We start from the raw sequence: 26,153 nt of genomic DNA, 5'->3' as shown, positions 1-26,153 counted from the left end.
GTCTTCTTTGTGTGTTCAGTTGTGTGTTCATGTTGTCTTATATAATCCTTTATATTTCATTAAGGTACACGGCAATCCAAGCTATGACCTGCGTATCCATTTAAAAAATTTTGTGAGTTTTAAATGGAAAGCTATAAACAAACGTTAATTGTATTACTTATTTGTTAAAGGCCAGTTTTGACTACCGGTAGCAAATTGTCAAATCTTATTTGCCACCGGTGGCAAAATTAACTACTATGTTCTGCAATACACTGTAACAATGCTAAGAGCGGGCACAAAAATGCAAACTTTAAATCGTAAAAACTTTAATAAAAACAAATATCCAACGAGTATAATGCAGTTTGGAGAAGGCAATTTTTTACGTGCATTTGTCGATTGGCAAATAGATAAGCTTAACGAACAAACAGGTTTAAATGCCGGTGTTGCTATCATAAGACCCATCGACTACGACTCGCTGCCGCTTCTTAATACACAGGATGGCTTATATACCTGTATTATTCGTGGTATCAATGAGCAAAACAAAGCTGTTTCTGAGCAGCGTATTATCAGTTGCGTTAACGAAGAAATCCCTGTTTACAAAGAGTTTGATAACTATTTAAAGCTTGCTGAGAACAGCTACCTTAAAGTCATTTTTTCGAATACGACAGAAGCCGGCATTGAATACATTCCCGAGGACAAGTTATCTGATACACCTGCAAAAGCATTTCCAGCAAAACTAACGCAATGGTTATTTCACCGCTTCAAGCACTTCAATGGTGCAAGTAGTAGTGGCATGATCATAATTCCTTGTGAACTTATTGATTATAATGGCGAAAAGCTTAAAGATATTGTATTGCAGTACAGTCAGTTATGGGATTTACCAAGCGAGTTTGTGAACTGGCTTAACGAGCACAATCATTTTTGTTCATCTCTCGTTGACCGTATTGTGACGGGCTTTCCGCGCGATGAACATCAAGCTTTACAGCAACAATGCGGTTATTACGACAACTTCATGGTAACAGCAGAATACTTTCATTTATTTGTGATCCAAGGACCACAGCATTTAGCTGATGTATTACACCTTAAAGGCAGTGACTTAAACATTAAGGTTGTTGACGATATTGCGCCTTATAAGCAGCGTAAAGTGGCTATTTTGAACGGTGCGCATACTGCTATGGTTCCACTTGCCTATATGGCAAATATTGATTCAGTTGGCGAGGCTCTCGCTTCACCTCTTCTTGAAAAATATGTTACTAAACTGATATTTGATGAAATCATCCCTACTCTATCCTTGCCTAAAGAAGAGTTACAGGTTTTCGCTAATGACGTTTTAAACCGCTTTAGAAACCCTTATATATGTCACCTACTGATGTCTATTTCATTAAATAGCATGACTAAATTCAAAACACGCCTGTTACCTCAATTAGAGCAATATATTAGCGATAACGAAACTGTACCACTACTCATCGCAACAGCTTTAGCTGGGCAAATATTGTTTTATCGTGGCGAGCGAAATGACGACAAAATTGAATTAGCCGACAATCCAAAGTGGTTGGCTTTATTCAACGAGCAATGGCAACAACATCAGCAAGGATCAATAACAACCAATGAGCTAGTAAGCTCTGTGTTAGCTGCTAAGTGGCATTGGGATAAAGACTTAAATGAAATTGCAGGCCTTACAGATAAAGTGACTGAGCAACTAAGCCTAATGCTATCAAGCTCAGTTGAACAAACGCTTGTTAACTTATTGGAGTCATAACCATGAGCAGACTATTACGACTTCACAATACTGATGATGTGGCCATTGCCTTACAGCCAATCAATGCAAATGAAAGAATCGAATTTGAAGGCTTTTCTTTTACAACGTTAGAAGATATAGATAAGGGTCATAAAGTTGCGCTTAAGCCGATTGCTAAGGGTGAGCGAGTCATTAAATATGGCGCCCCAATTGGTTTTGCACTTGAAGATATTAATCCTGGCGCATGGGTACACACACATTGCATCAAAACAACGTTGCATGATGAATTAACATACCAATATCAGCCAGAGTTCGTTGCACAAGCCCCCGAGGAGTCATCACCTGAGGTTAATATTTATCGTCGTGCCAATGGTGAGATTGGTATTCGTAACGAGATATGGTTGATCCCAACCGTTGGCTGCGTGAATGGCATGATCAAACAAATGAAAGATGAGTTTTTACGTAACCATGCTGAACTTGAAATTGATGGCGTACACATATTTCCACATCAATTTGGCTGCTCTCAGTTAGGCGATGATTTAGCAACCACAAAAGTTTTATTGCAAGATATGGCCTTACACCCTAATGCCGGTGGCGCGTTAATCGTTGGTCTAGGTTGCGAAAATAACCAATTAGCAGCGTTTAAAGCGGGTTTAGGTGAAATAGACGAATCACGAATTAAGTTTTTAATTTCACAGCACTCTGATGATGAAATTGAAGATGGCGTAGCTCTGCTTGAACAAATCTACAACGTCGTTAAACACGATAAGCGAGAAACCGGCAAGCTCAGTGAAGTAAAATTTGGCCTTGAGTGTGGAGGCAGTGATGGCCTATCTGGGATCACAGCCAACCCCATGCTTGGCTACTTCTCTGATTACTTAATTGCTCAAGGAGGCACGACAGTCCTAACGGAAGTCCCCGAGATGTTTGGTGCAGAGACATTACTCATGTCTCGCTGTAAAGATGAAGAAACCTTTAATCAACTTGTCAGCATGGTTAATAACTTTAAAGGTTATTACAAAGCACACAATCAACCTATTTACGAAAACCCTTCTCCTGGCAATAAAAAAGGCGGAATTAGTACATTAGAAGATAAGTCGTTGGGTTGTACACAAAAGGCTGGCACAAGCAAAGTACAGGCTGTGCTTGAGTATGGTGAACGCTTAAGTGTCGCTGGTTTAAATTTACTTAATGCACCGGGTAATGATCCCATTGCCACCAGCGCACTTGCCGCTGCAGGCTGTCATATTGTGCTATTCACAACCGGTCGAGGTACGCCTTATGGTGGCTTTGTGCCGACTTTAAAAATTGCTACTAACTCAGAGCTGGCAAATAAGAAAACGCGCTGGATAGACTTTGATGCCGGTGTGCTAGTCAGCGGTAAAAGCATGCCTGAAGTGCATCAGGAATTTGTCGATTTATTAGTTGAGATAGTAAATGGTAAGCCAACTTGTAACGAAGTTAATGATATTCGTGAAGTCGCCATTTGGAAAAAAGGAGTCACTCTGTAATGCAGGCTAAAAAAGTCGCCATTATTGGAGAGTGTATGGTGGAATTGTCTGGCGAGCTGTTCACAGCCATGCAACAAAACTTTGGTGGTGACACCATGAATACCGCAATTTACCTAAAGAAATTAGCGGGCGAAAAAGTCGATGTCTGTTATATAACTGCCATGGGTGAAGATGCATTAAGCCAAGCTATGATAGCTCGTTGGCAGGATTATCAAATAAATTGCGACTTTGTTCTCAAAGATAAGCAAAGACACGCTGGCCTTTATATGATTCATACAGACCAACATGGCGAGCGTTCTTTTCAATATTGGCGCAATAATTCTGCAGCAAAGCACCTTGTTCAGCAGCCCAAATTTTATAATATCATCAATAAATTAACTGAGTTTGATGCTATTTATTTATCAGGCATTAGTTTGGCAATTTTGCCCCCAGATGATTGCTATGCATTACTTAACGAGCTGACAAACTTAAAACGCGCAGGTGTAAAAATAATTTATGATAGCAATCACAGGCCTTCGTTATGGCATTCGATGCAATACTGTCAGGATATTAATAAGCGGATGGCGCAATTAGCCGACCTGGCTTTGGTAACGTTTGATGATGAAGCAATGATTTGGAGTTGCAAAGATATTTCAGCTTGTAAAGTGTGGCTTCATGAATTAGGCGTTAAAGAACTTGTAATTAAAGATGGTGGAAATGGTTGCCAATACAGTACTTTAGAGCAGCAAAATGCAACGCATTATCCTACCAATAAAATTAATAAAGTCATTGATACAACAGCGGCAGGAGATGCATTTAATGCTGGTTTTTTGTCGGCTTGGCTGCAGGATCAGGCTATTGAAAAATGCGCAAAACAAGGAAATTATATTGCAGGGCAAGTCATTCAGCACTACGGCGCTATCGTTGAGATAACAACCTAAGTTTTACTAAAATAAGGTTTAACCACCAATTAACTTAGTGGTTAAACCTGCAAATACGAATAACTTAATAATTATTTAAAAGTTAAAGCCTAGAGAAACCCAATAACGTCGACCATCTTCAACATATCCGTATTCATCTTCAGTGATTTCTTTATCAAACAGATTATAAACACCAAATCCTAACTTAATGCTGCGGCTTAAATCGTAGTTACCACCAATATCAGCCAAGGTGTAATCTGGCGCAATTAAGCTGTCTTGCGACGGGCCTGTTGTCGGCTGGCTTTCTTCGCCGCGGTAATGAACACGCAGCCACGTACCTAGCTTATCAACCGGGCGCCAATTAACTGAAGTTTGTAAAATATGCTTAGGTAATTGGTTAAGTGGGCTGCCTTTGTATTCACCGGTTTTTTGCTCAGAGTCGGTGTAGGTGTAGTTGGCACTGACATCAAGCTCACTGGTAATGTCGTAAGATACTGATAACTCAAAGCCTTGCGTAACGGCTTCATCCACATTGACATAGGTCGTTGGCATTGAACCAAACTGGTTTGGCCCATCAGTACACTGAGTGAGTGGGCACGAAATACGGGTAATTTTATCTTCAAATTCGTTGTAAAATACGGTGCTTGAAAGCGATAAATCACGGCTGGCATCATAGTAGATACCCATTTCGTAGTTTACTGATTTTTCAGGGCTTAAATCTGGGTTACCGTAAATATTACCACCTCGGCTCACTTGCCCCCACGCTGCGGTAGATTGACGAATATTCGGTGCTCTAAAGCCTGTTGAGATACCGCCTTTCACCGTCAATGATTTAGTCGCTGTATACACACCATATAAACGCGGGCTGAAATGGCCTGAAAAATTGCCATCATGGTCATAACGAAGACCGGTAGTGAGTTTAAATTGCTTGGTTGCTGCCCACTCATCTTCTGCAAATACTGACCACTGCTCGTTCTCAACATGCGTTAAGTCACTAATGCGGTTACTGGTGTAGTCGTCCAGCTCTTCTTTTAAATATGACGCCCCAAATGCAGCATTATGATTGGTAAAAGGTAAAGTCCAGCTTGTTTGCGCATCAGTATTTTCGACGTACATTTCACGAGAGGTATTATCGAATTTATCGTACTTTAAGTAACTGCGTGATGAACCAAAATCATAAAAACCATTATGACTTAGTGAGTAGCTTTCTTGGTCGTACTCTGTGGTTGATGACTCTGGGCAACCACGTCGACCACAGCTTTCACCTTCAGCTAAAGGAGCAACTGTTTTGCCTAATGTTTCGTCGAGTTTTTGTTTTGCAGAGCCTACTTCAAGCATAATTTCATGGCTATCAGAGGGCGTTAAGATAAACTTAGCTTTTATATTGCTTTGCTCTTTACCACGAAAACCAGCTTCAAAATCGTCTTCGTCACGCTTTGAAAACTGACCTGATAACTGCATACCTAATAACTCAGGAATTAAGCCACCCGCAGTAAAGAAACTGCCTTGGTTGATATTACCCGAGTCACTTGATTCTTGAATCGTGCTGTCTAAACGCAGTTCGCCGTACCATTTTTCTGGTGTTTTACGGGTAATAATATTGATAACACCACCGATTGCATCTGAGCCATATAGTGAAGACATAGGACCGCGAATAACCTCGATACGCTCAATTGCTGAAATAGGTGGAGTCCATGCTCCTTCTACACCTGGGCCATCACTGTTTGGACGAGTTTCGCGTGAGGTTTGGCGCTGGCCGTCAATTAAAATCAAAGTATATTGACTTGCCATCCCGCGAAGACTGATATCTTTTCTGTCGCCACCACCTGTGACAACCACACCGGGAACATCGGTCATCGCATCGGTTAGATCACGGTAAAAACGCTTTTCAAGCTGCTCACGGTCAATAACACTGATACTGGCTGGCGCCTCTTTTAGCATTTGCTCGTAACCAGAAGCTGATACAACGATTACTTCCATGTCTTGTTTTTTGTCATCAGCGTATGCAAAATGGGAAAGACCTGCGAACACAGCAGCGGTGAGTGGTAAAACAGAAGAAACAACCCTCGTCATAATAATACTCCGTGACTTTTTGTTTATAAATGATAATAATTAGCGTTTGCATACTAATGAGAAGTCCCAATTTTCACAATTTACGATTTCTTAAAACTGAATTAAGAAGGCCTGAACCATGAATTCCAAGCTGATAAAAACATTACGTGTATTTTCTCGTACTGTTGAAACAGGCAACATGAGCAGTGCAGCTGCAGAGTTATCGATGACCACATCGGCTGTCAGTCAACACATTAAGCAATTAGAACAAGAAATCGGATTGAGCCTATTTAACCGCAGCCCACGCGAACTCACGTTAACCGAGGCGGGCCATCTGTATTATCAAAGCTGTTTAAAAATACTGGCACTAGCTGATCAGGCCAGTACGCAATTGCAACAATTACAAAATAAGCCCAGTGGCGAGCTCAAATTAGTTGCGCCTGTGGGGTTTGGCGGCGGCCTATTAAGCGAGCCATTAGATCGCTTAATTAACGAGTTTGATGATTTACGTATTCAGTTAATTTTGACTGATGAGCCAATTGATATGATCAAATGCGGCGCTGACCTAGCGATTGCGATTGGCCCATTAACTGACTCTAACCTCGTTGCTCGTAAATTAGCTACTTGGCCGTTAAAGCTATGCGCTCATAAAGACCATGCAATTAGCAAACTCGATAAAGCAAGTTGGGATGACCTTGGCAACTTTGCCCGTATCGCCCATAGCAACGCCGACAGTAATGCGTTTAACCCGTCAACGCTGGCAAGCAAGCCATTACCAAAAGCGAAGATCACCGTAAATAATATGCAAAGCTTAATTAAATTAGTGTGTGATGGTGTTGGCTATGGCGTGCTACCAGAGCCAGAAGTCAGGCATTTATTAAAATCGAAAGAGCTGGTTGAAATTGCACCCGAATGGGCAATGCCAAATTACACTGTCTATGCAGTAACACCTGCCAGAGACAGCTTAGCGGCAAAAACAAAAACTGCCATTGATACGTTGAAACTGTGCTTTAACCATGTGTCTAAGCAAGTTGAGTTAGTTGATTAAGACGCTACAAGGATAATACCCATTTGCCGTATTCGGATGGGTATCATCCAAATTAGTATTAGCCTAGCGCCAGCCAAACGCCCACACACATCATTAACGCGCCAGCAATACGGTTTAACCACTTCACATTATCGCCTTTATCCAAAAACAGCCTTAAGCTTTTACCGCCTGTTGCGTAAATCAACATACAGATAAATTCGCTCAGCATAATAATGCTCACTAATACCGCAAGTTGTGGGGCAACCGCCAAATCAACATTAATAAACGGAGGGAGTAAAGAAATCATAAATGCCCACCCTTTTGGGTTTGCAATGGCAGTAATATAACCCTGCGAAAACAATTGCCCACGGCCAATTTGTTGCTGTGTATCATCGTTAGGTTTAAAGCTGGTTTTAGCGCGCCACATATTAACCCCTAGGTAAATTAAGTACGCACCACCTAAGTATTTTAAAAAGGCAAATAACTCAGGGTAATTAAGCATAATACTGGCAACCCCTATCACCGCAGCAATGGCTACCGTAGCAACGCCTAACACTTCGCCGACCATCATCCACAGCGTACGTCTAACACCTACACTCATTCCTAACGTCATGGCGAGCGTCATACACATACCAGGTGTAATAGAAACAAAGAAAAAGGTCGGAATAAAAACCGCGAGTACTGCTAAATCGAGCATAAATGCAATCACATGTTTATTGCTTAAAAAGAGAAAGCGATTAAATCACATTCGCTTAAATAAGCAAACAAACACGCGATTGCTAACAGGCTTATAAAAACATACCGCCCGATGCTTCAATGCGCTGCCCGGTCACCCAACGGTTTTCATCACCAAGTAGCTGCGCAATCATAGGACCAATATCATCAGCTTGGCCAACGCGTCCCATGGCTGTAAATGAACTCACTAATTGCGCAACATGCTCATTATCACGAACAGCACCGCCACCAAAATCAGTGGCAATTGCGCCTGGAGCGACGACATTCACGGCAATATTGCGACCAGCAAGTTCTTTTGCCATGTATTTGGTCAATACCTCAACGGCCCCTTTCATGGTGGCGTAGGCCGCTTTTCCTGGTAATGTAAAGCGTGTCAGCCCAGAAGATAAGTTAATAATACGCCCACCATCATTGATCATCTCATGCAATGCTTGCGTTACGAAAAACACCCCTTTTACATGTACATTCATCAAATTATCAAACATAGCTTCACTGGTATCAGCAAATGCACTATCACTGCCATGGCCTGCGTTATTAATTAAATAATCAAATCGAGATGTTTGCCATTTTGTTGCCAAGGTACTTTCAAGTGTTTTTTTGAATTCAGCAAAACCTAAAATATCGCTCACATCAAGTTGAATGGCGACGGCATTTGCCCCTAGCGCTGCGACTTCCTTTACAACTTGCTGCGCTTCATCTTTATGGCTTCTGTAAGTAAATACGCAATCAATGTTCTTACGTGCCAAACTTAAAACTGTATTTTTACCTAATCCGCGATTACCACCTGTGATCACTGCAATTTTGTTGCTCATCGTGTTGACCCTTTTGCTTTGAAGTAATTGTGAGCAATCAGTATATTTACACTGCAAATTCAGATAAACCATGTAAAATTGAATTAACTGTTCGCAAATAACAAACAATCATGAATGAACTGAATGCCATGAAAACCTTTGTTCAGGTTGCAGAGCAAAAAAGCTTTTCGGCTGCAGCACTTGCACTGAGCATGCCTAAATCATCTGTTTCGCAGTTGGTCAAACAACTCGAAGATACGTTAGGTGCTCGGCTTCTAAACCGCACAACAAGACGAGTTACGCTTACTAACGAAGGCACGGTTTTTTATCAGCGCTGCAAAGATATGCTTGCTGATATAGATGAACTACAAACCCTATTTCATAAAAAAAACGAAGCGTTATCAGGGCGTCTTAGAGTAGATATGCCACAGCCAATTAGCAGACGTTTAGTGCTGCCGAATCTAGACAGCTTTTTATCTGCACACCCGCAGTTAGAGATTGAACTGAGTAGTTCTGACAGACGAGTTAACCTAATTGAAGAAGGCTTTGATTGTGTAGTGCGAGCCGGTAATTTAGAAGACTCATCGCTGATTGCGAAAAGAATTGGCCACTGCCCGATGATTAACTGTGTAAGCCCAGAATATATTAAAAGCTATGGCAACATCACAGAACTTAGCGATTTAGCCAAGCACTACATTGTTCGCTATAGCCAAACACTCGGTCAACTTGACCCCGGCTTTGAATACCAAGATACACAAGGCGATTGGCAAACCCTCACCATGAAATCACAACTTACAGTTAACAATACAGATGCCTATAAAGCAGCGTGCTTAGCTGGGCTTGGTCTTATTCAAGTGCCACGTCATGGTGTTCTCGACGAGCTTAGTCGTGGTGAACTTATCCAAGTTTTACCTGACTATAATTTGCCACCCATGCCTATGAACATCGTCTACCCAAATAGGCGCCATTTACCAAGGCGCACCCGAGTGTTTATTGATTGGTTAAGCGAGCAATTAAAACCGATTACGCAGAGCTAAGATGCTTGCTATATGCACTTCAGTTTAACTACCTTTAATTACAGATAGCAGAAGTTGATCAATTTCATTATTCACTCCACCAACGCTACTATTGTTTAAAATTACGTAACCAATATTTTTATCTGTCACAGAGCGAGTTAATGATGTCCAGCCTCTATTAAACCCTGCAAAACCAAGACTCTTATTCTCAGAGTCTACGACATAACTCATACTCCATCGCCCTTCTGTGTGAGGCTGAACTTGAATCATATTTGCAATAAGCTGATTTGATAAAATATTTGAACCAATATAATTACCTTGCTCATTTTTTAGCACTGCCTGATTAAACTTAGCTAAATCATCTGCAGTTGTTATAAAGCCAGCGGCAGCAGTTTCTGTAAAATACACCATAGCTGTTTTGTTGCCATTCTCATCGTAAGGACTAGCCAGGTTTGCCGGAGAAATACTATTGATATCAAACGAAGAATTTGTCATTCCGAGGGGTAGAAGAACGTTTTCAGTCATAAAATTACTGAAAGATTGATTAGTCAGGTCTTCAATTAACAGCTGAACTATCGTGTAACCACCACCTGAATATGACCATTTAGTATCAGGTTCATGAATAATTTTAACGGCTCCATCACCCGTGTTATCGCCTTCTAATGACTCTACAAGAGTAGGTAATGGATCTTCAGCGCTCCATCCATTGTACCCACTTAATGAAAGCCCTGCAGTATGAGAGAGAATATTACGTAAAGTTACTTTGTTAGCATCAAACTGAGAATTCGGTATTTTCCAGCTTTTTAAATAATCATTAATTGGTTTATCAAGTTCAACTTTACCTTGTTCAACTAGTTTCATTGCGCCCCAAGCCGTAATCACTTTAGAAATGGAGCCAACATTGAATAAAGTTTTGTGTGTGATTGGGGTTCTATTTTCAGCGTCAGCATAGCCATAAGAATATGAACCAAGCACCTCATTCCCTTGAACAATCGATATAGCAATACCACGCGCTTTGCTTTTTTCAAGAATTAAAGGGATCTCCTTATCTAGCACTTTAGAAAATTCTAAACTTTTGGTTTGTTTTGCATGTAATGAGCAAGACGATATTAAAAATAATATTAGAATTATAAACTTATTCATGAGCATCCTTGTAATTATAACTGCCACTTTAATGGCTTAAATTAATTGACTAACCGCTTATCACTTAATAAAAATATAAAAGTAGGCAATATAAAAATCCCCGCTAAAAGGGCGGGGATTCCTAATATAACCATTTCACAAATTACTGAGTAACGCCTTCCGCGGCAACTGGCTCTGCGGGTTTTTCGTCACTTAGTAAGTATTTATCTAACCACTGCTCTTGCTCCCAAAGTACATGCAGCAAGCTCTTACGAGCGCGATAGCCATGCGCCTCATAAGGTAACATCACTAAACGGGCTTCTTTACCTAAGCCTTTTAATGCAGCATACATACGCTCACTTTGCATTGGGAATGTACCCGAGTTTGGATCTTCTTGACCGTGGATCATCAGCATAGGCTCATTGATTTTCTCAGCGTGGAAAAACGGTGACATTGCCGCGTACACATCTTGTGCTTGCCAAAAATCACGTTCTTCACCTTGGAAACCAAATGGCGTTAGGGTGCGGTTGTATGCACCACTGCGGGCAATACCGGTTTTAAATAAGTCGCTGTGCGCTAATAAATTCGCCACCATAAAGGCACCATAAGAGTGACCTGCAATGGCAATGTTATCTTTATCTGCCACCCCTTTTTCAACAAGTACATCTACTGCAGCCTTAGCACTTGCCACCAGCTGCTTACGGAATAAGTCGTTTGGCTCTTTACCATCAACACCCACAATTGGCATTTTCGGATCGTCAAATACCGCAATACCTTTTGCCAGATAAGGCATTGGCCCCCAATAACCGATATAGGTAAATTCATACGGCGACTCACGCATTTGTGACGCAACGGCTTTATCTTTATATTCAAGCGGATAAGCCCACATTAGAACCGGTAACGGGCCTTGAGTTGAATCATAGCCCGGCGGTAAATAAAGCGTACCACTAAGTTCAACACCATCATCACGCTTGTATCGAATTAGCTCTTTAGTCACCCCTTTAAATTCTGGGTAAGGGTGCTCAAAAGTCGTAAGTTGAGTCAGGGTTTTATCGTCTAAATCACGAATAAAAAAGTTAGGTTGCTCAGTTTTAGATTCGCGAATCGTAATTAAACGCTCGCCTTCATCATCAAGCATTGCACGCACACGCTCATAGTATGGCGCTTCTGATTGCCAAATGCGTGTTGTGGTATTGGTTTTTACATCATAACGGTCTAAAAACGGAATATTGCCCTTTTCAGATGCACCATTACCGCGTAAGAAAAGATAACGCCCGCCAACGACTTTTAATACATCAGCGCCCAAATCATTTTTTTCATAAATTGGGTAACCTGGATTTTTGTAGGCATCGTTATAACTGCGCTCGGAAAATAGCACACGGTTTTTATCTGCATTACGTGGTTGAATAACAAATGTGCGAACTTGTCGGTCGCTAAAGCGCCATTCAGATAACAGAGCAACATTACCGTTGCCCCAAGTTATTGAGTCAAAACGGCGTTCAACTTTAGCAAATAACTTAGCATCACGTTTAAAAGGTGCTCTTAGGCTATAAAGGTAATCGTGATGAGGAACGTCGGTTTTCATATCACCGCCGTCTTGTGCTTCTGCCCAAATGACTTCAGCGCCTTGATCTGCTCGCCATTGAAATTCGCGGCGACCAGTACGCACACTGTCATAGCCTTGTGGAATGTTATCTGCTAAAGGCTGCTTCGCAAGCTCTGCAAGCGTATAGCCACGCATTCCCCAAATTTGCCAAGTCGCAGCAAATCGGCTGTAAGGCACTTGATAAGAAAAAGGCTCATCAATCATGCCAACCAAAATATTGGTTGAATCAGGTGAGACCGAAAACGATTTAATTAAGCCCGGTTGACCAATTGGTTGGCCTTGACCACTAAGCGGAATATAAGTCAGCTGGCTTTGTGCAAAAAACTTAAATTGTGCTTCATCATATGGGCTAGTTAACAAGTTTTGATAAGTACGCGCAGGCGCTTTTTCACCACTACTTTGCTGAATAACTGGCACAACCTGCGAGCTGTCGTTGCTGATACGTGCTTTACCAATATTAACTGCTGCATTAGCTACAATGGCGCTGCTATCTGGCAACCAAGTATAAGGCGTGCGCGTTAGCACTGAATTTAGTGGTGTATCACTTAACTGGCGGGCTTGCTTAGTACTTATATTATACACCCATAAGTTAGCACTCGATGCTTGTTCAACCACAAACGCCAAGTATTGACTGTCGCTTGACCAACTTGGTGAGCGTAAAATGCCATTAGGCAAACCAGATACAACAATTTCAGAACCGGTTTCAACATGCTTAAGCACTAACGATGTAAACTTATTACGCACTCGTGAGCGCGAAAAATTAGCAGGATTAAGCTTAATACCCGCAAGTTTCAACTCTTCTTTGGCTAAGTCTTGTAAGGTATCGATGCGTTTTCTATCAAATAACGCCAGCCACTGGCCATCATTGGATAAATAACTACTCGGTGCAAGCTTAGCATCAACCACAGCAGCCAGTGCGGGCGATGGAGTTTGATAACCTTGATTAGCAAAACTGGGTGTGCAAACAGCTGCGCCAATAACTAGCGCAAAAAGCAGTTTAAATGCTTTCATGTTCGTTCCTTTTTCGTTTTTATTTTCGATTCTGTAAACAAGTAGAACATGTTTGCAGCATTTCATAAAGAGTTTAGGCCCTTTTGGCAGCCAATCAGTGACTTAAACAGCTAAATTACGCTAAAATAAAAGCACTCTATTCGCCACTTTTTGCTAATAAAAATGAAAAAATCGACAGGCAAAGTCACAATTTGGGATGTAGCTGAACAAGCACAAGTTTCAAAATCAACGGTGTCTTTGGTCCTTACCAACAGTGATAAGGTCAGTAAAAAAAGTAAAGAAAAAGTACTGGCTGCCATTGATAAGCTTGGCTATGTGTATAACCGCGATGCTGCAGCACTTCGTAGCAAGCGCTCAAACCTAGTCGCGTTGGTTATAAATGACTTAACCAACCCGTATTCAGCTCAGCTGGCTGTTGGTCTCGAAAAACACATCTTTGAGCTTGGCATGCTGCCAATGCTGGTGAATATTGCGGAGTGTGTCGAAAGGCAAACTCAAGTGGTGAAAACCCTAAAAGAATACAACGTATCGGCGTTTATTATGTGTCCGGCTCCGGGCACACAGCAGCAGTGGCAAGATGATTTAATAAATAGTGGTTTTCCGGTTATTAATATCATGCGTGAAATTCCATTTTCAGCAGCGCCGTGTATTTTGCCTGATAACAAAAAAGGCACGCATATTTCGACCAGCCATATTTTATCGCAAGGCATAGAAGAAATTGCCTTTTTAGGTGGCACGGCAGAAATATCTGATTACCATGAGCGTTTAAGTGGCTTTTTAGCTGCGCTTGAGCAATTTAATATCACTGACGAAAAACCGGTTATTCAGGCGCCGACAAACCGCCAAGGTGGCCGAGAAGCCTTTAATACCCTTATAAAACAAGCGCCAAATACCAAAGCCATTGTCTGTTTTAATGATGTGATTGCTTACGGCGCGATTGAAGCTATGCGCCAACACGGCCTAGAGCCGGGTAAAGACATTAAAGTTATTGGTTTTGATGACCTAGAAGATTCGCGCTTAATGCTGCCATCTCTTTCAACCATCGCCATTAATGCCGATGAAATCGGTAAACGCACCTGTCAGGTGCTAAAAGAACTATTAGATAAATCAACACCGCCAGTTCGCACCTTGGTGGATGTTAACTTAAAAATACGAGATTCAAGTCAATGAAAAAAGTGTTAGTGATCGGCTATGTATGGCCTGAGCCTAATTCGTCGGCAGCCGGCACCCACATGATGTCACTCCTGCGCGCCTTTCGTGCAGAAAACTGGCAAGTTGAATTTGCAAGCCCTGCGCAAAAAACCGAACACATGGTGGATCTCAGCGAAGATGGCATTACCACGCAGGTCATTGCATTGAACTGCTCTAGCTTTGATGAATACGTACAAGCGTATAACCCTGATATTGTGATGCTTGACCGCTTTATGATGGAAGAACAGTTCGGTTGGCGAGTCGATAAATACTGCCCTAACGCACTTAAGATTCTTGATACCGAAGATTTACAGTGCCTAAGAAATGCCCGCCACGACGCCCATAAAGCAGGTCGAGCATTCAGCCATAGCGATTTACACAGTGATATTGCAAAACGAGAAATCGCCGCTATTTTACGCTCAGACATCAGCTTAATTATCTCGCACTACGAGATGCAGCTACTCAATGACGTTTTCAAAGTTGATAACGCCCTACTTCACCACCTACCATTTTTGGTTGATTTACAGCATATCCCCACCAGCACCAAAGCATTTTCAGAACGTAAACACTTTATGACCATTGGTAATTTTCGTCATGCGCCAAACTGGGATGCAGTGCTGTACTTACAACAGATTTGGCCGCTGATCCGCAAACAATTACCCGATGCCGAACTCCACATTTATGGCTCTTACCCACCACCTAAGGCTACAGCGATTAACAATCCAAAAACCGGCTTCTTGATCAAAGGCTGGGCTGATGATGCTTATCAAGTGATGGAAGATGCCCGAGTATGTTTATCGCCACTGCGTTTTGGGGCTGGTATTAAGGGTAAGTTACTCGAAGCGATGATCATGCAAACGCCGAGCGTAACAACTCCTATTGGCAGTGAAGGCATGCATCAAGATGAGCCTTGGTCAGGCGCAATCTGTGAAGATGCACAGCAATTTGCAGACGCAGCAGTGGCACTTTATCAAGATGAAGCGTTATTTACTCAGGCACAGCAAAATGGCCAGCAGTTATTGCAAAAATATTATGATAAATCAAAACTTCAGTCGCAGTTAATCGCTAAAATCACCGCCATTAGTGAGTCATTAGCGCAGCATAGACAGCAAAATTTTACCGGCCAAATGCTCAAACATCACACCATGCGTTCGACCCAATACATGGCGCAGTGGATTGAAGCGAAAAATAAGTAATTTTGCCGTAAATAACACTAGACATAGCGGCTTTTGTCGCTAAAATCGCGCTGGTCAATTTAAGCGATATAGCCTAGCTATTAGACTATATCTTATTGAATTTTGGTCTATCCTTAACTGAACAATTTAACCTTTGGTTCAAAACGCCTTTGAAAACCGCAACGTTTACTGAAAAACGAAAATTTATCGTGAAGCTTGGCAAAATGCTTCATAAATACGGTACACCTGCATACCGACTAGAAGCGCACTTAATGGAAGTTGCGACTTACCTCGGTTTGAAATCATCTTTTGTTATGTCGCCAACATCAGTGACATTTGTTATTTGGACAGATGGGCACGAAGAAGAGTACACCCATGTTGCGCGTGTTGATCCGGGCGATCATGACTTAGGCTCGCTGGCAGATACCGATGACTTAGTAAACAAAATGCTTAATGGTGAGCTGACGCTACAAGAAGTCGATAAACAGCTCGATATTATTTACACCATGCCAAACCCATATAATAAATTTATGACTGGCGTTGCGTTTGCAACCTCAGGTGGTGCATTTGCCATGTTGATGGGTACTAGCTGGAATGATGTATTTTGGTCAGCACTTATTACCTTAGTGGTGTATTTATTTGTACTTTGGTCAACACGCTCTAAACGTGTTGCACATATGCTTGAACCATTAGTAGCCATTGTATCGGCGATTATAGCCTGTGCTATTAGTGTCTATATTGATGCGCAAATTAACATACGGCTAGTGGTACTTTCAGCCATCATTGTGTTTATACCCGGCTTAGCGTTAGCCCTAGGTTTGGCAGAGTTAGCGGCAAGACATTTAGTATCTGGTACGGCTCGGGTGATGGACTCATTCATGCTGCTGTTTAAGCTCTATTTTGGCGCCTTTATTGGTATTGGTATTGGTTTTGCTATTTTTGGCCAAAGTGACTTTGTGCAACCCGAGCCTTTACCTAAATGGACGGCTTGGCTAGCTATATTCATGCTATGTAGCAGCCTAATCGTGATTTTTAGAACCAAGCTAAAGCATGCTGTTTGGTCTATTGCATCTGGCTTTATAGCGTATGGCACAAGTATTGGTTCAGCCATGTACCTAGACTACACATTAGGCACATTTGTTGGCGCATTAGCCGTGGGCGTTTTTAGTAACTTGTTTAACCGCGTTGTCAATGCACCCGCCTCTATTGTAGCTATGCAAGGACTGATCGTATTGGTACCTGGTAGTAAAACCTATATTGGCTTGAACTCACTTATTGAAGGCCAAGATTTCGTTTATGCAGACCATATTGGCCAGCAAACATTTTTGATTTTCATGTCATTAGTAGCGGGTCTTATCTTTGCTAACGTCGCGCTGCCACCGAAAAAAAGTTTATAACTTACTAAGCCCGAGTTTCTCGGGCTTTTTGTTTTTATTTCACCTTACATCCCTGATTTTATTGCTGCTATTTGCCTACCTGGCTTTGCTTATCAATAACAAACTGATATAACTCTAAGTGCATGTGGTAAAAATAAAAAGGATTTATTCAGTGATGAGATTGGCTTGGCTGTTATGCAGCTTTTTCGCATTTAGTGCATTTGCAGAACCTCAATGTGTGAACTGTCATCAAAGCCAAGTTGAAGACTGGCAAACATCCCATCATTTTCATGCTATGGAACAAGCCACTCCCGCTTCGGTGCTTGGTAATTTCAACGAACAAACCCTCGACTATCAAGGCCAGCAAGCGCGCTTTTATCAACAAGACCAACAACTATTTATAAGCATGCCAAACCTTGAGGGCAAGCTCACTGACTACCCCGTTTTATATACATTTGGCTATGAGCCATTGCAGCAATACATGTTTGATATGAGTCAAGGCCACATTCAGCTGTTTCCATTTGCATGGGACTCGCGCAGTAAAGCAGACGGCGGTCAGCGCTGGTTTGTACTGCACCCGGAGCAGAAAAAACACGACCTATTTCATTGGTCTCAAAAAGGCCAAAACTGGAATCACATGTGTGCCGATTGCCACTCAACTGATTTCAAAAAGCAATTTGACCTTAAAACGAATAGCTTTGATTCAACTTATTCAAGCATTAACGTGAGCTGTAAAGCGTGCCATGGCGATACACAAGCTCATTTAAAATGGGCTGATGGCGATAGCAGTATTACTGATAAGGGTTTTACTCATAATATTAAAAGGCAAACCCCGCTGTTTACCCAACAGGCCGATGGCAGTATGCAAAGTGTGCAGCCACTGGTAAAAAGCGAGCAAGTGCAAGTGTGTGCAACCTGTCATGCTCGCCGCTCACAACTTGATGACCGCAAAGACCCACATAGTTTTTTACAAAGCTTTCAAGGCTCTTTACTCACTCCTGAGCTTTATCATGTTGATGGTCAAGTGTGGGATGAAGACTATGTATGGGGCTCATTTTTGCAAAGTAAAATGTTCAATGCGGGGGTTACCTGTAGTAACTGTCATAACCCTCATTCGGGTAAATTAAAGCTACCGGGCAATCAAACCTGTACGCAATGTCATAGCCAAGAGGTGTTCGACACACCTAAACATCACGGTCACAAAGTGGCAAGTACTGGTAGCCAATGTGTTGATTGTCATATGCCTGCCACCACCTATATGCAAGTTGATGCAAGGCGCGACCACAGCTTTCGGGTACCACGCCCAGATTTAACATTAAAAACAAATGCTCCAAATGCCTGTAATAGCTGCCATGAAGACAAGACGCCGCAGTGGGCGGTTAGCAAAATAAAAGACTGGCATCCAAATTCAAAACACCTTGGCACTGCGCATTTTTCTGAGGCGTTTTATACCGCCGATAACCGTTTACCTAATGCCTCAACCATGCTGACCAAGATCGTGCAAGATAAAGGCTTTCCTGACATTATTCGCGCTTCAGCATTAAGCCGTTTAGCCGCAAGCCCTGATAACAACGCTGTCGTTGCGATTGCTCGCTCAGTAAAAGACAGCGAGCCATTAAAACGCCAAGCAGCCATTGAAGCGGCCATGCCTTTTGATATTAACCAGCGCTGGCGCTTATTAAACCCGCTTTTAGATGATGAGCATTTACCTATCAGAGCGGAAGCTGCAAGAGCACTTGCAGGTATGTTAATTCAACCGTTCCCTACGGGGCTCAACGAGCAAGACAGCAAACGTTTAAATTCAGCCCTTGATGAGTACAAAGGCATTCAAGAGTACCAAGCAGAGCGTGGCTATTCCCATACCAATTTAGGTAATCTGGCGCTCACACTTCAAAAGCCCGCGCAAGCTAAAGCACATTACCTACAAGCAATCAGTATTGAGCCTATTTTTGCTCCCGCTTATGTCAATTTAGCTGATTTATACCGAAATCAAGGCGATGAAAAAGCAGCACAAGCTATTTTAAAACAAGGCTTAGACGTTAACGCCCAAAGCGGCGATATTCATTATGCCCTGGCAATGAGCCTTATTCGCACAAAACAAAAAGACACCGCTCTTACTCATTTACAAAAAGCCGCGCAGTTCGCACAAGAAAATGCAAACTATCAGTTTACCTACGCCCTGCTATTACAAGATTTAGGCAATATGCCAGCTGCAATATTAGCCCTTGAGCGTGCTTTTAACCTAACACCGAATAACCCAGATATCAGCTACAGTTTGGCGCAGTGGTATGTAGCAGAAGAGAACTACAGCCAAGCGCTGTTTTATGCCAGAAATCTAGCCCGTCTGGTACCGGGTAACCAGCAAATTGAGCAGTTTGTGAAACAGCTGGAAATGATGAATAGCATTAATCATTAAGCATTAAAAAAGGGCCAAGTAGGCCCTTTTCAACTCAACTTATGGTTAATAATTAATGACCATAGTTTAGTGATTTTGCTTTTTCGATTGCTTCATTCACGTTAAGAGATGCAGACTCTTGACGCGGTGGGAACTCTACAAAAGATTGTACATGTTCGTTTAACTTAGCAATGATTGGCTGTAACAACCAGCTCTTACGCATGATTTGGTGGAAACCTGTTACTCCATCATAGTGCTCTAATGGATCTTTACGTAAGTTAAATAGTTTAGGCATGCTGTGAGTTACCATGTCTTCGTAATATAAACCATTTGGTTTAGTCGCAAAATGCATTTTCCATGGGCCAAAACGAACTGCCGTAAGCTGAGACTCATAGTAATAGAAGAAATAATTACGTGCAGACTTATTCGCCTTACCTGTCCAATAAGCTAGGTTGTTTTCACCATCAATATAAACTTTGTCTGACTTTTTAAGTTTTTCTCGTAAGTTCTTTTCACCTAGCGCAGCAGCAACAGTTGGGAAAACATCTTCATGTGAAGAAATACCATTTAGCTTTAAGCCTTTAGGTATTTTGTTTGGCCAACGAACTAAGAAAGGCACACGCACGCCCCCTTCCCAGGTTGTCATTTTTTCACCGCGGAACTCAGTTGTACCCGCATCAGGCCAGCTTGATTGCTCAGGGCCATTATCACTGGTGTAAATAACTATGGTGTTATCAGCAATTTTTAGCTCATCAAGTTTATCAAGCAGCTTGCCAACATGGCCATCATGTTCAATCAGGCCACTACCAAATACATCTTCTTCAGAGCTAATGCCCGTCGCTAAATGACGACTTTCTGGTTTTAAGTGAGTGTAAACATGCATACGGCTCGTTGCATGCCAAATAAAGAATGGCTTTTTGGCTTTAACTGCACGTTCCATAAAGTTAAGTGAGCGCTCTAACACTTCTTCGTCAAAGGTTTCCATACGTTTGCGAGTAAGCGGGCCAGTATCGATGATTTTTCCATTGGCGTAAGATTCAATAACACCACGTGGGCCAAATTTTTTCACAAACTCAGGATCTTTTGGGTAATCCGCTTGTTCTGGCTCTTCAGATACATTGAGGTGGTACAAGTTACCGTAAAATTCGTCAAAGCCATGCTTTGTTGGTAAGTGCTCATCTAAATCACCTAAGTGGTTTTTACCAAATTGCGCAGTCATATAACCGCGATCTTTTAAAAATTCAGCTAAGGTAGGATCGGCTTCTTTAATACCTAGTGGGTTACCCGGTTGGCCTACCGTTGTTAGGCCTGTTCGAATTGGTAATTGCCCCATTAAAAACGCAGCACGACCCGCTGTACAACTAGGTTGTGCATAGTGGTCTGTAAACAATGCACCTTCGTTAGCAATGCGATCAATATTAGGGGTTGGGTAGGTCATACCATGCGAATATGCACTGAGTGAGATTGGCGCAACGTCATCAACCATTATGGCTAATACGTTTGGTTTATCTGCAGCTAAGCTTACCGTTGAAACTAAACCACAAATAGCCGCCGCTATTAGTTTTTTCATAAATCATCCCTTTTCATTAATAGTACCATTTGCTCTTGATAAGCACCTTTTAGTATAGATTAAAAAACAACCCAGTCTAGTCTCTAAAAACGGCAAAAACGATTTAAATCAAATTTACACAAAAATCACACAATTGTATTAAACAACTGAAAAACAATAGTAAAACAATACTTAAGTGCTTTTTTATGGCCTCGTTTTATTTACTGAGGCTTGTTCGCTTTTTGTGCTCGCCTTTGTCACTATTTTTATGCTATTTTTATTTTAGAAAGGAATAAATTGATGCCTCTTTAGAGGCTGAAGTCGAATATTTATTAAGCCAAAAGTATCTAAATTCAACTTAAATAAACTAAACATTTATTATTCAACCTTTTGTGTAAGGAAAACACATGACTTCTCTTCGGTTCCCCTCTTTACTAGCACTTATGATTGCTGCTTCAAGCCATGCGGCTGAGCAAAAAGAAGTACAGGATATGTCAGATCCTCTGGCTGTTTATACACAAGCAGGAGTCGGTGTTACAAACAAAGGGCTCAACTTTAAAGTTGGCCAAGCATACGATACAGGTATCGCAACCACTGCTGGTATGAATGTTTTTGAAGTAAAAGGCATATATGGCGATGCGCTAGGCTGGGAAAGCGACAGCAAAACGACAGATTCTATTGATTCTTTTCGCTTTCGTAATTTCTCAGTTGACCTAACCACTACAATCGCAACGCAAATTGATGCTAACTATAACCTTAATGCCAACCTTGTCGCTGACGAAAGTATGGATGTTTCTTATAGCTTTATAAAAGCTTTAAAACCTATGGGGCGCTTTACGTTTTACCCGTTAGCTGGGGTGGGTGCATCACTCGGTGAAAATACCCTAGAAGATGACGGCAGTCGTGACAGCGGTTATTCCATTATGGGTGCTTATGGTTTAGTCGGTATGTACGCAAAAATAACCATTAACGATAAAATTTGGCTTAACTACAATCCATTTTGGCTAACAACTATCGGCGGTAGCGATAACTATAAAGATCACTACTACGGTCTAAACCAAAGCCATATTTTGACTCATGAATTTGCAGCAAGTTACCAAATTAACCCGCGTATGAATCTACGCTATTTCGCAAACTGGAATGAAAACGTTGACTTTATGGATGGCGATCATCGTCTCGAATTTAATTATCAGCTATAAAATTTGAAGTAACAAGAAACAACAAGGTAAGGGATTAAGTGAAAAAAGTTGTACTAATAAATATGCTTACAGCAAGTTTGCTAAGCACACAAAGCTTTGCATCAAGTTACGATGAATATGCAATAAAACCTGCAGAACAGCAATTAAGTAATCAACAACAAAAAGTTGATGAACCGATTTCATTTTTACCCATACCGACTTTTATTACAGAGCCAGCTGTAGGGCCTGGGCTTGGTGTTGTTGGCCTTTTTTTTCATGACAACGAAAAGAAGGCTAAAAAGAAGAAAAAAGAAGGCTCTACCCTACCACAAAGCATTAGTTTAGTGGGCCTAATGGGCACTAAAAATGGCACCAAAGGCGGTGCTGTTGGCCACATTACCTTTTGGGATGAAGACCGTATTCGCTATCAAGGGATTGTTGGCTGGGCGAGTATAAACCTTGATTTTTATACCTTCGACGAGATCAAGCTACTCACACCATTGTCGTTGAATATTGAAGGCCCAGCGGTGTTTCAAAACCTTAAGTTGCGCTATGACGACAGTAACTTCTTTTACGGCTTTAAACAGATTTATCGTAAAGTAGAAATAAGCTTAGCCGAAAACCCTATCGAAGATTTTCTGCTCGAAAACGATATTATCAAAGACCACCTTTCACTTGATGTAAATACGTCAGGTATTGGACCATTAATTGAGTACGATAGCCGAGATAACCCCCTAAACCCTGAGCGAGGCTTTAACTACAAGGCTGAGTATTTATATTATGATGAAGCTATTGGCAGTAAGGTTGATTACACCAGTCTAAAGCTTACCGCCTTAAATTACTGGCGTTACACCGATAAATTCAACTTTGCCCTGCGCATGCAGTATGACTCAGTTAACAACCGTGGTGAAAAGCGCTTACCGGTTTATATTCCGCCAAGTATTAGCCTTCGCGGTGTGTCTGCAACTCGCTATCAAGGTCTCGATGTATTTGTTACCGAAGCAGAAGCGAGCTATAAAATCACTCACAAAATAAAGCTCAATGTGTTTACTGGTATGGGCTGGGCAGCCGATAACTTTTCTGACTTATCGAAAGCTGAAACCATTGATACTGTAGGTGCAGGCTTTCGCTATTTAATTGATGAACATTACGGAATTAGTATTGGCTTAGATGTAGCCCATGGCCCTGAACAAAACGCAATTTACATTCAAGCGGGGTCTACTTGGTAACCAAAACTAATACTTTTGTTATTATTTTAACAGTAATTTAAACCTAAAGATTGAATAAATTTATTTCATTGCTATTATCAATAGCTCAATAAATATTCAGGGATTGAACGGATGCATAAAAAAGTATCAACCAACCATTATCCATTCAAAGATTTTAAACCCCATGGGCTTGTCGAGTTTTATCAACGTGAACATGTGCTTTTAACGACTGCTACTGGGCCTTTCAACGAAGAGATTATTGACGCGCACTCTTTTATGCAAAAAGATTACATCAACAAGCTCAGCGCTGATTATGGTCAATGGTTTGAATTGGTTGAGTTTGAAAACTCATGCATGGCAACACCAGGGGCGCTTGAAAAACTAATGGTGTATTTTGTTGAGCTTCGACGAAAAGGCATCGCACCGGCCAAAACAGCTTTAGTGATAAAAGAAGGGCTTGAAGGCGGTAGTTTGCTTAGCGATACCTACTGCAATTTATATAAACGAGCAGGCATGGTAATGAATGTATTTAAGTCAAAAACAGCGGCCCTTAACTGGTTAGCAGAAGAGCCTGTGACTGAATTAGCCTGTTAACACACTATTTAATTTAAAAAGTGTTGCTCTTCTTCCCGCAAGGTCAACACTTCAACTCCCCTCTGGGTCTCCCAAACGCTTAGCTAAAGATACAGCTTAATTACAACTCAGCTATCATTTTAACAAGCGCTTGAGTTGTCCATTCAAGTTCATTGAATTTAATATCAGGTTGATAATAAAAGCCTTTTTCACGTGGTCTATTTACATAGACCTTTATCGGCAGAATCACTTTAGCAAAGCCTGAAGGTAAGGTTTCGAGCCTCACTTCCATGTAGGTAGAGTCTGTACTACTTGGTGCACCAACTAATTGTGTGTTTGCAAACAGCTTAAAACTATCCAGTGCATCTAGACAAGCGCTGGCACATTGCCCTGGCACAATCACATAAACGGGTGTAGTAAACTGACTGGCGTTTTTTGGCATTGCTTGTTGCTCTGCTGAGGCTACCTCGACATAAAATTGTTCACCCTTATCATAAGCCGCCAGCATACTTTCGTGGGTTGTCTTTAACCATTGATACCAAGGGCTAGCCGTATCATAGCTTGCGACTACATCGCCAAAATAGTCAGTATTACCTTTAGAAGTTCGCCACCACACTTGGGTATTTTTGTGTAACTTATAGCGGCCATATTTAAATTGTTCACTGCCCCAAAGTGCTGAGGCTATTTGCTCACTCCACATCGATGAGCCACCTTGATTATGGCGAAGATCAAGTACCACAGCTTTAGCTTGCATTAACTTATCATGTTGCTGTTCAATGGCGCTCAGCATCGTTTGGTAATCTGCTTGTTGCTGCTCATTGGGTGCATACGTTGGCATACTGATCCAAGCAATATCCTTTAAAGGCCAATTAAGTTCGATTGGTAACTTATCGCCGTTGTAAGCATTTTTAAGTTTTTCTTTGACACTATCAGGCCTAATACGCCAGTTTAACTTTAAGCTGTAAGTAGAGCCGTCGGCTTTTTCAAACGTGCAGCTTTCAAGTGGCGACAAAAACGGGTTTCCATCATCAACCGTTAGTCGCCAGCCATGATTCCACCAACTACCGGGTTGCTCAACTTCGCCGTAATAGCGAAAAACGCGCTCAACGAGCAAAGTATTAATTGCTGTATTATCACAACTTACGAGCTGATCACCCTTGGCAACTGTATCTAATTCGCTGTAATACACTTTTAACGCATCACCGCGCCATACAGTTGAAAAACCCGGCCAACTTCTTTGTGGTTTTAATTCACTTGGTAAGGTATCAACCGCTCCCGCATGACCATCTTGTAGAACAGTTCTAAAACGTGCAATAGCCGCAGCAAAACCTTGTGAACTATGCGCTTTTACAGCCAGCTTTAAGCCTTCTTGCTTTGCTTTTTCAAGCTGTTTAGCAAAGCCTGGATTACGTACATCATGCATACCAGGGTGATTGATAAGCGATAACTGATAAGCCGCTTCAACATCTTTTATAGCAAGTTCAGACCAATTAATTTCAGAATGAGTGACTGTACGACCCTCATCGGCGCGACATAGATTCACACCAAAAGGGCTAAAGTTTAGAGCTGTAAAGATGAGTGATAAGTAAAGCGTCAAGCGTTTCATAAAAATCCATTTTAAATAATTATTATGTTTAAAAAACACCCTATTTAATCACTAAGGCATTGTTATGGCAATAAAAAGGACTTCACATGTGAATAGATTAAAAAAATTCATCTATCAGGTTTATTTTAATCGTTTGTCGATTTAGAGGGATTACTCTAAAGTTAACTCATCAGCGCTTTTAAGCTAAACAGCTTCACACCATTGAGAGTGTTTGCGCTAACCGAATTGTTGTCACAAAAAGTCTAGTTTGTGTGTTCTCTGGGCTTTTTATATACCGAGTTACTGCGCACGCGGTAACTCAACCAAATTGTTGTCAAAAGCTTAGCTTGTGTGTTCTCTAAGCTTTTTTATTCCGAGTTACTGCACACGCGGTAACTCAACCACATTGTTGTCAAAAGCTTAGTTTGTGTGTTCT

At 41.5% G+C, this 26,153-nt stretch carries 19 protein-coding genes; 12 read left to right on the top strand and 7 right to left on the bottom strand.

From position 1 onward, the window contains the following. The first annotated feature begins 259 nt into the window (after positions 1-259). From AN394_RS09935 to AN394_RS09925, 3 genes are read left to right on the top strand one after another with little or no spacing between them, the layout of a single operon-like run. Positions 260-1,738, top strand: coding sequence for a tagaturonate reductase (locus tag AN394_RS09935; RefSeq protein WP_268795654.1), 1,479 nt, complete (start codon positions 260-262; stop codon positions 1,736-1,738). 2 nt (positions 1,739-1,740) lie between these two features. Further along, the gene (locus AN394_RS09930; protein WP_055021413.1) at positions 1,741-3,228 is read left to right on the top strand and encodes a UxaA family hydrolase; all 1,488 of its coding nucleotides are present in this window, start codon (positions 1,741-1,743) and stop codon (positions 3,226-3,228) included. After that, positions 3,228-4,148 carry a sugar kinase gene (locus AN394_RS09925; protein ID WP_054562504.1) on the top strand — a complete coding sequence of 307 codons (921 nt, stop codon included), beginning with the start codon at positions 3,228-3,230 and terminating at the stop codon, positions 4,146-4,148. Before AN394_RS09930 ends, AN394_RS09925 begins: the two co-directional genes overlap by 1 nt. Before the next feature lie 75 nt (positions 4,149-4,223). On the opposite strand, the gene AN394_RS09920 is transcribed toward AN394_RS09925, so the two are convergent. After that, complete coding sequence (locus tag AN394_RS09920) at positions 4,224-6,200, bottom strand: ligand-gated channel protein (protein WP_055021412.1); 1,977 nt, start codon at positions 6,198-6,200, stop codon at positions 4,224-4,226. A 118-nt stretch (positions 6,201-6,318) separates the two neighbouring features. On the opposite strand from AN394_RS09920, the gene AN394_RS09915 reads away from it, so the two are divergent. Beyond that, positions 6,319-7,227, top strand: a complete 909-nt coding sequence (locus AN394_RS09915) for a LysR family transcriptional regulator (RefSeq protein ID WP_055021411.1) — start codon at positions 6,319-6,321, stop codon at positions 7,225-7,227. 58 nt (positions 7,228-7,285) lie between these two features. Here AN394_RS09915 and AN394_RS09910 read toward each other — a convergent pair whose 3' ends face one another. Both AN394_RS09910 and AN394_RS09905 read right to left on the bottom strand, forming a co-directional pair. After that, positions 7,286-7,903 carry a LysE family translocator gene (locus tag AN394_RS09910; protein WP_054562642.1) on the bottom strand — a complete coding sequence of 206 codons (618 nt, stop codon included), beginning with the start codon at positions 7,901-7,903 and terminating at the stop codon, positions 7,286-7,288. Positions 7,904-7,994: 91 nt separating this feature from the next. Then, on the bottom strand, positions 7,995-8,753 hold the full coding sequence (locus tag AN394_RS09905; RefSeq protein ID WP_055021410.1) for an SDR family NAD(P)-dependent oxidoreductase: 759 nt from the start codon (positions 8,751-8,753) through the stop codon (positions 7,995-7,997). A 110-nt stretch (positions 8,754-8,863) separates the two neighbouring features. Here AN394_RS09905 and AN394_RS09900 point away from each other — a divergent pair, with 110 nt between their 5' ends. Beyond that, positions 8,864-9,769: a LysR family transcriptional regulator gene (locus AN394_RS09900; RefSeq protein ID WP_082422971.1), complete on the top strand. Its 906-nt coding sequence runs from the start codon at positions 8,864-8,866 to the stop codon at positions 9,767-9,769. Positions 9,770-9,793: 24 nt separating this feature from the next. On the opposite strand, the gene AN394_RS09895 is transcribed toward AN394_RS09900, so the two are convergent. Next, positions 9,794-10,891 carry a serine hydrolase gene (locus tag AN394_RS09895; protein ID WP_235576253.1) on the bottom strand — a complete coding sequence of 366 codons (1,098 nt, stop codon included), beginning with the start codon at positions 10,889-10,891 and terminating at the stop codon, positions 9,794-9,796. A 142-nt stretch (positions 10,892-11,033) separates the two neighbouring features. Continuing rightward, positions 11,034-13,487: a prolyl oligopeptidase family serine peptidase gene (locus AN394_RS09890; protein ID WP_055021407.1), complete on the bottom strand. Its 2,454-nt coding sequence runs from the start codon at positions 13,485-13,487 to the stop codon at positions 11,034-11,036. A 162-nt stretch (positions 13,488-13,649) separates the two neighbouring features. Here AN394_RS09890 and AN394_RS09885 point away from each other — a divergent pair, with 162 nt between their 5' ends. The 4 genes from AN394_RS09885 (at position 13,650) to AN394_RS09870 (ending at position 19,645) form a co-directional block, all read left to right on the top strand. Then, positions 13,650-14,657: a LacI family DNA-binding transcriptional regulator gene (locus AN394_RS09885; protein ID WP_055021406.1), complete on the top strand. Its 1,008-nt coding sequence runs from the start codon at positions 13,650-13,652 to the stop codon at positions 14,655-14,657. Continuing rightward, on the top strand, positions 14,654-15,874 hold the full coding sequence (locus AN394_RS09880) for a glycosyltransferase (RefSeq protein ID WP_055021405.1): 1,221 nt from the start codon (positions 14,654-14,656) through the stop codon (positions 15,872-15,874). The genes AN394_RS09885 and AN394_RS09880 overlap by 4 nt, the downstream gene beginning before the upstream one ends. Before the next feature lie 149 nt (positions 15,875-16,023). After that, positions 16,024-17,250: a threonine/serine exporter ThrE family protein gene (locus AN394_RS09875; protein ID WP_082401625.1), complete on the top strand. Its 1,227-nt coding sequence runs from the start codon at positions 16,024-16,026 to the stop codon at positions 17,248-17,250. Positions 17,251-17,404: 154 nt separating this feature from the next. Continuing rightward, entirely contained in the window at positions 17,405-19,645 is a 2,241-nt protein-coding gene (locus AN394_RS09870) for a tetratricopeptide repeat protein (protein ID WP_055021404.1), read from the top strand. A gap of 52 nt (positions 19,646-19,697) precedes the next feature. Here AN394_RS09870 and AN394_RS09865 read toward each other — a convergent pair whose 3' ends face one another. Beyond that, the gene (locus AN394_RS09865) at positions 19,698-21,194 is read right to left on the bottom strand and encodes an arylsulfatase (protein WP_055021403.1); all 1,497 of its coding nucleotides are present in this window, start codon (positions 21,192-21,194) and stop codon (positions 19,698-19,700) included. A 386-nt stretch (positions 21,195-21,580) separates the two neighbouring features. On the opposite strand from AN394_RS09865, the gene AN394_RS09860 reads away from it, so the two are divergent. The 3 genes from AN394_RS09860 (at position 21,581) to AN394_RS09850 (ending at position 24,153) form a co-directional block, all read left to right on the top strand. After that, on the top strand, positions 21,581-22,372 hold the full coding sequence (locus AN394_RS09860; RefSeq protein ID WP_082401607.1) for a hypothetical protein: 792 nt from the start codon (positions 21,581-21,583) through the stop codon (positions 22,370-22,372). 38 nt (positions 22,373-22,410) lie between these two features. Next, entirely contained in the window at positions 22,411-23,580 is a 1,170-nt protein-coding gene (locus AN394_RS09855) for a BamA/TamA family outer membrane protein (RefSeq protein WP_235575485.1), read from the top strand. 111 nt (positions 23,581-23,691) lie between these two features. After that, positions 23,692-24,153, top strand: coding sequence for a hypothetical protein (locus AN394_RS09850; RefSeq protein ID WP_054562515.1), 462 nt, complete (start codon positions 23,692-23,694; stop codon positions 24,151-24,153). A 100-nt stretch (positions 24,154-24,253) separates the two neighbouring features. Here AN394_RS09850 and AN394_RS09845 read toward each other — a convergent pair whose 3' ends face one another. Continuing rightward, a complete protein-coding gene (locus AN394_RS09845) occupies positions 24,254-25,738 on the bottom strand; it encodes a S41 family peptidase (RefSeq protein WP_055021402.1) in 1,485 nt (494 codons plus the stop codon). Positions 25,739-26,153: the final 415 nt, after the last annotated feature.

It is taken from the genome of Pseudoalteromonas sp. P1-26, from assembly GCF_001401795.1.
Lineage (GTDB): Bacteria > Pseudomonadota > Gammaproteobacteria > Enterobacterales > Alteromonadaceae > Pseudoalteromonas.
Note: the sequence above shows the minus strand (reverse complement) of the source record. Positions and strands in the feature narration are given on the sequence as shown.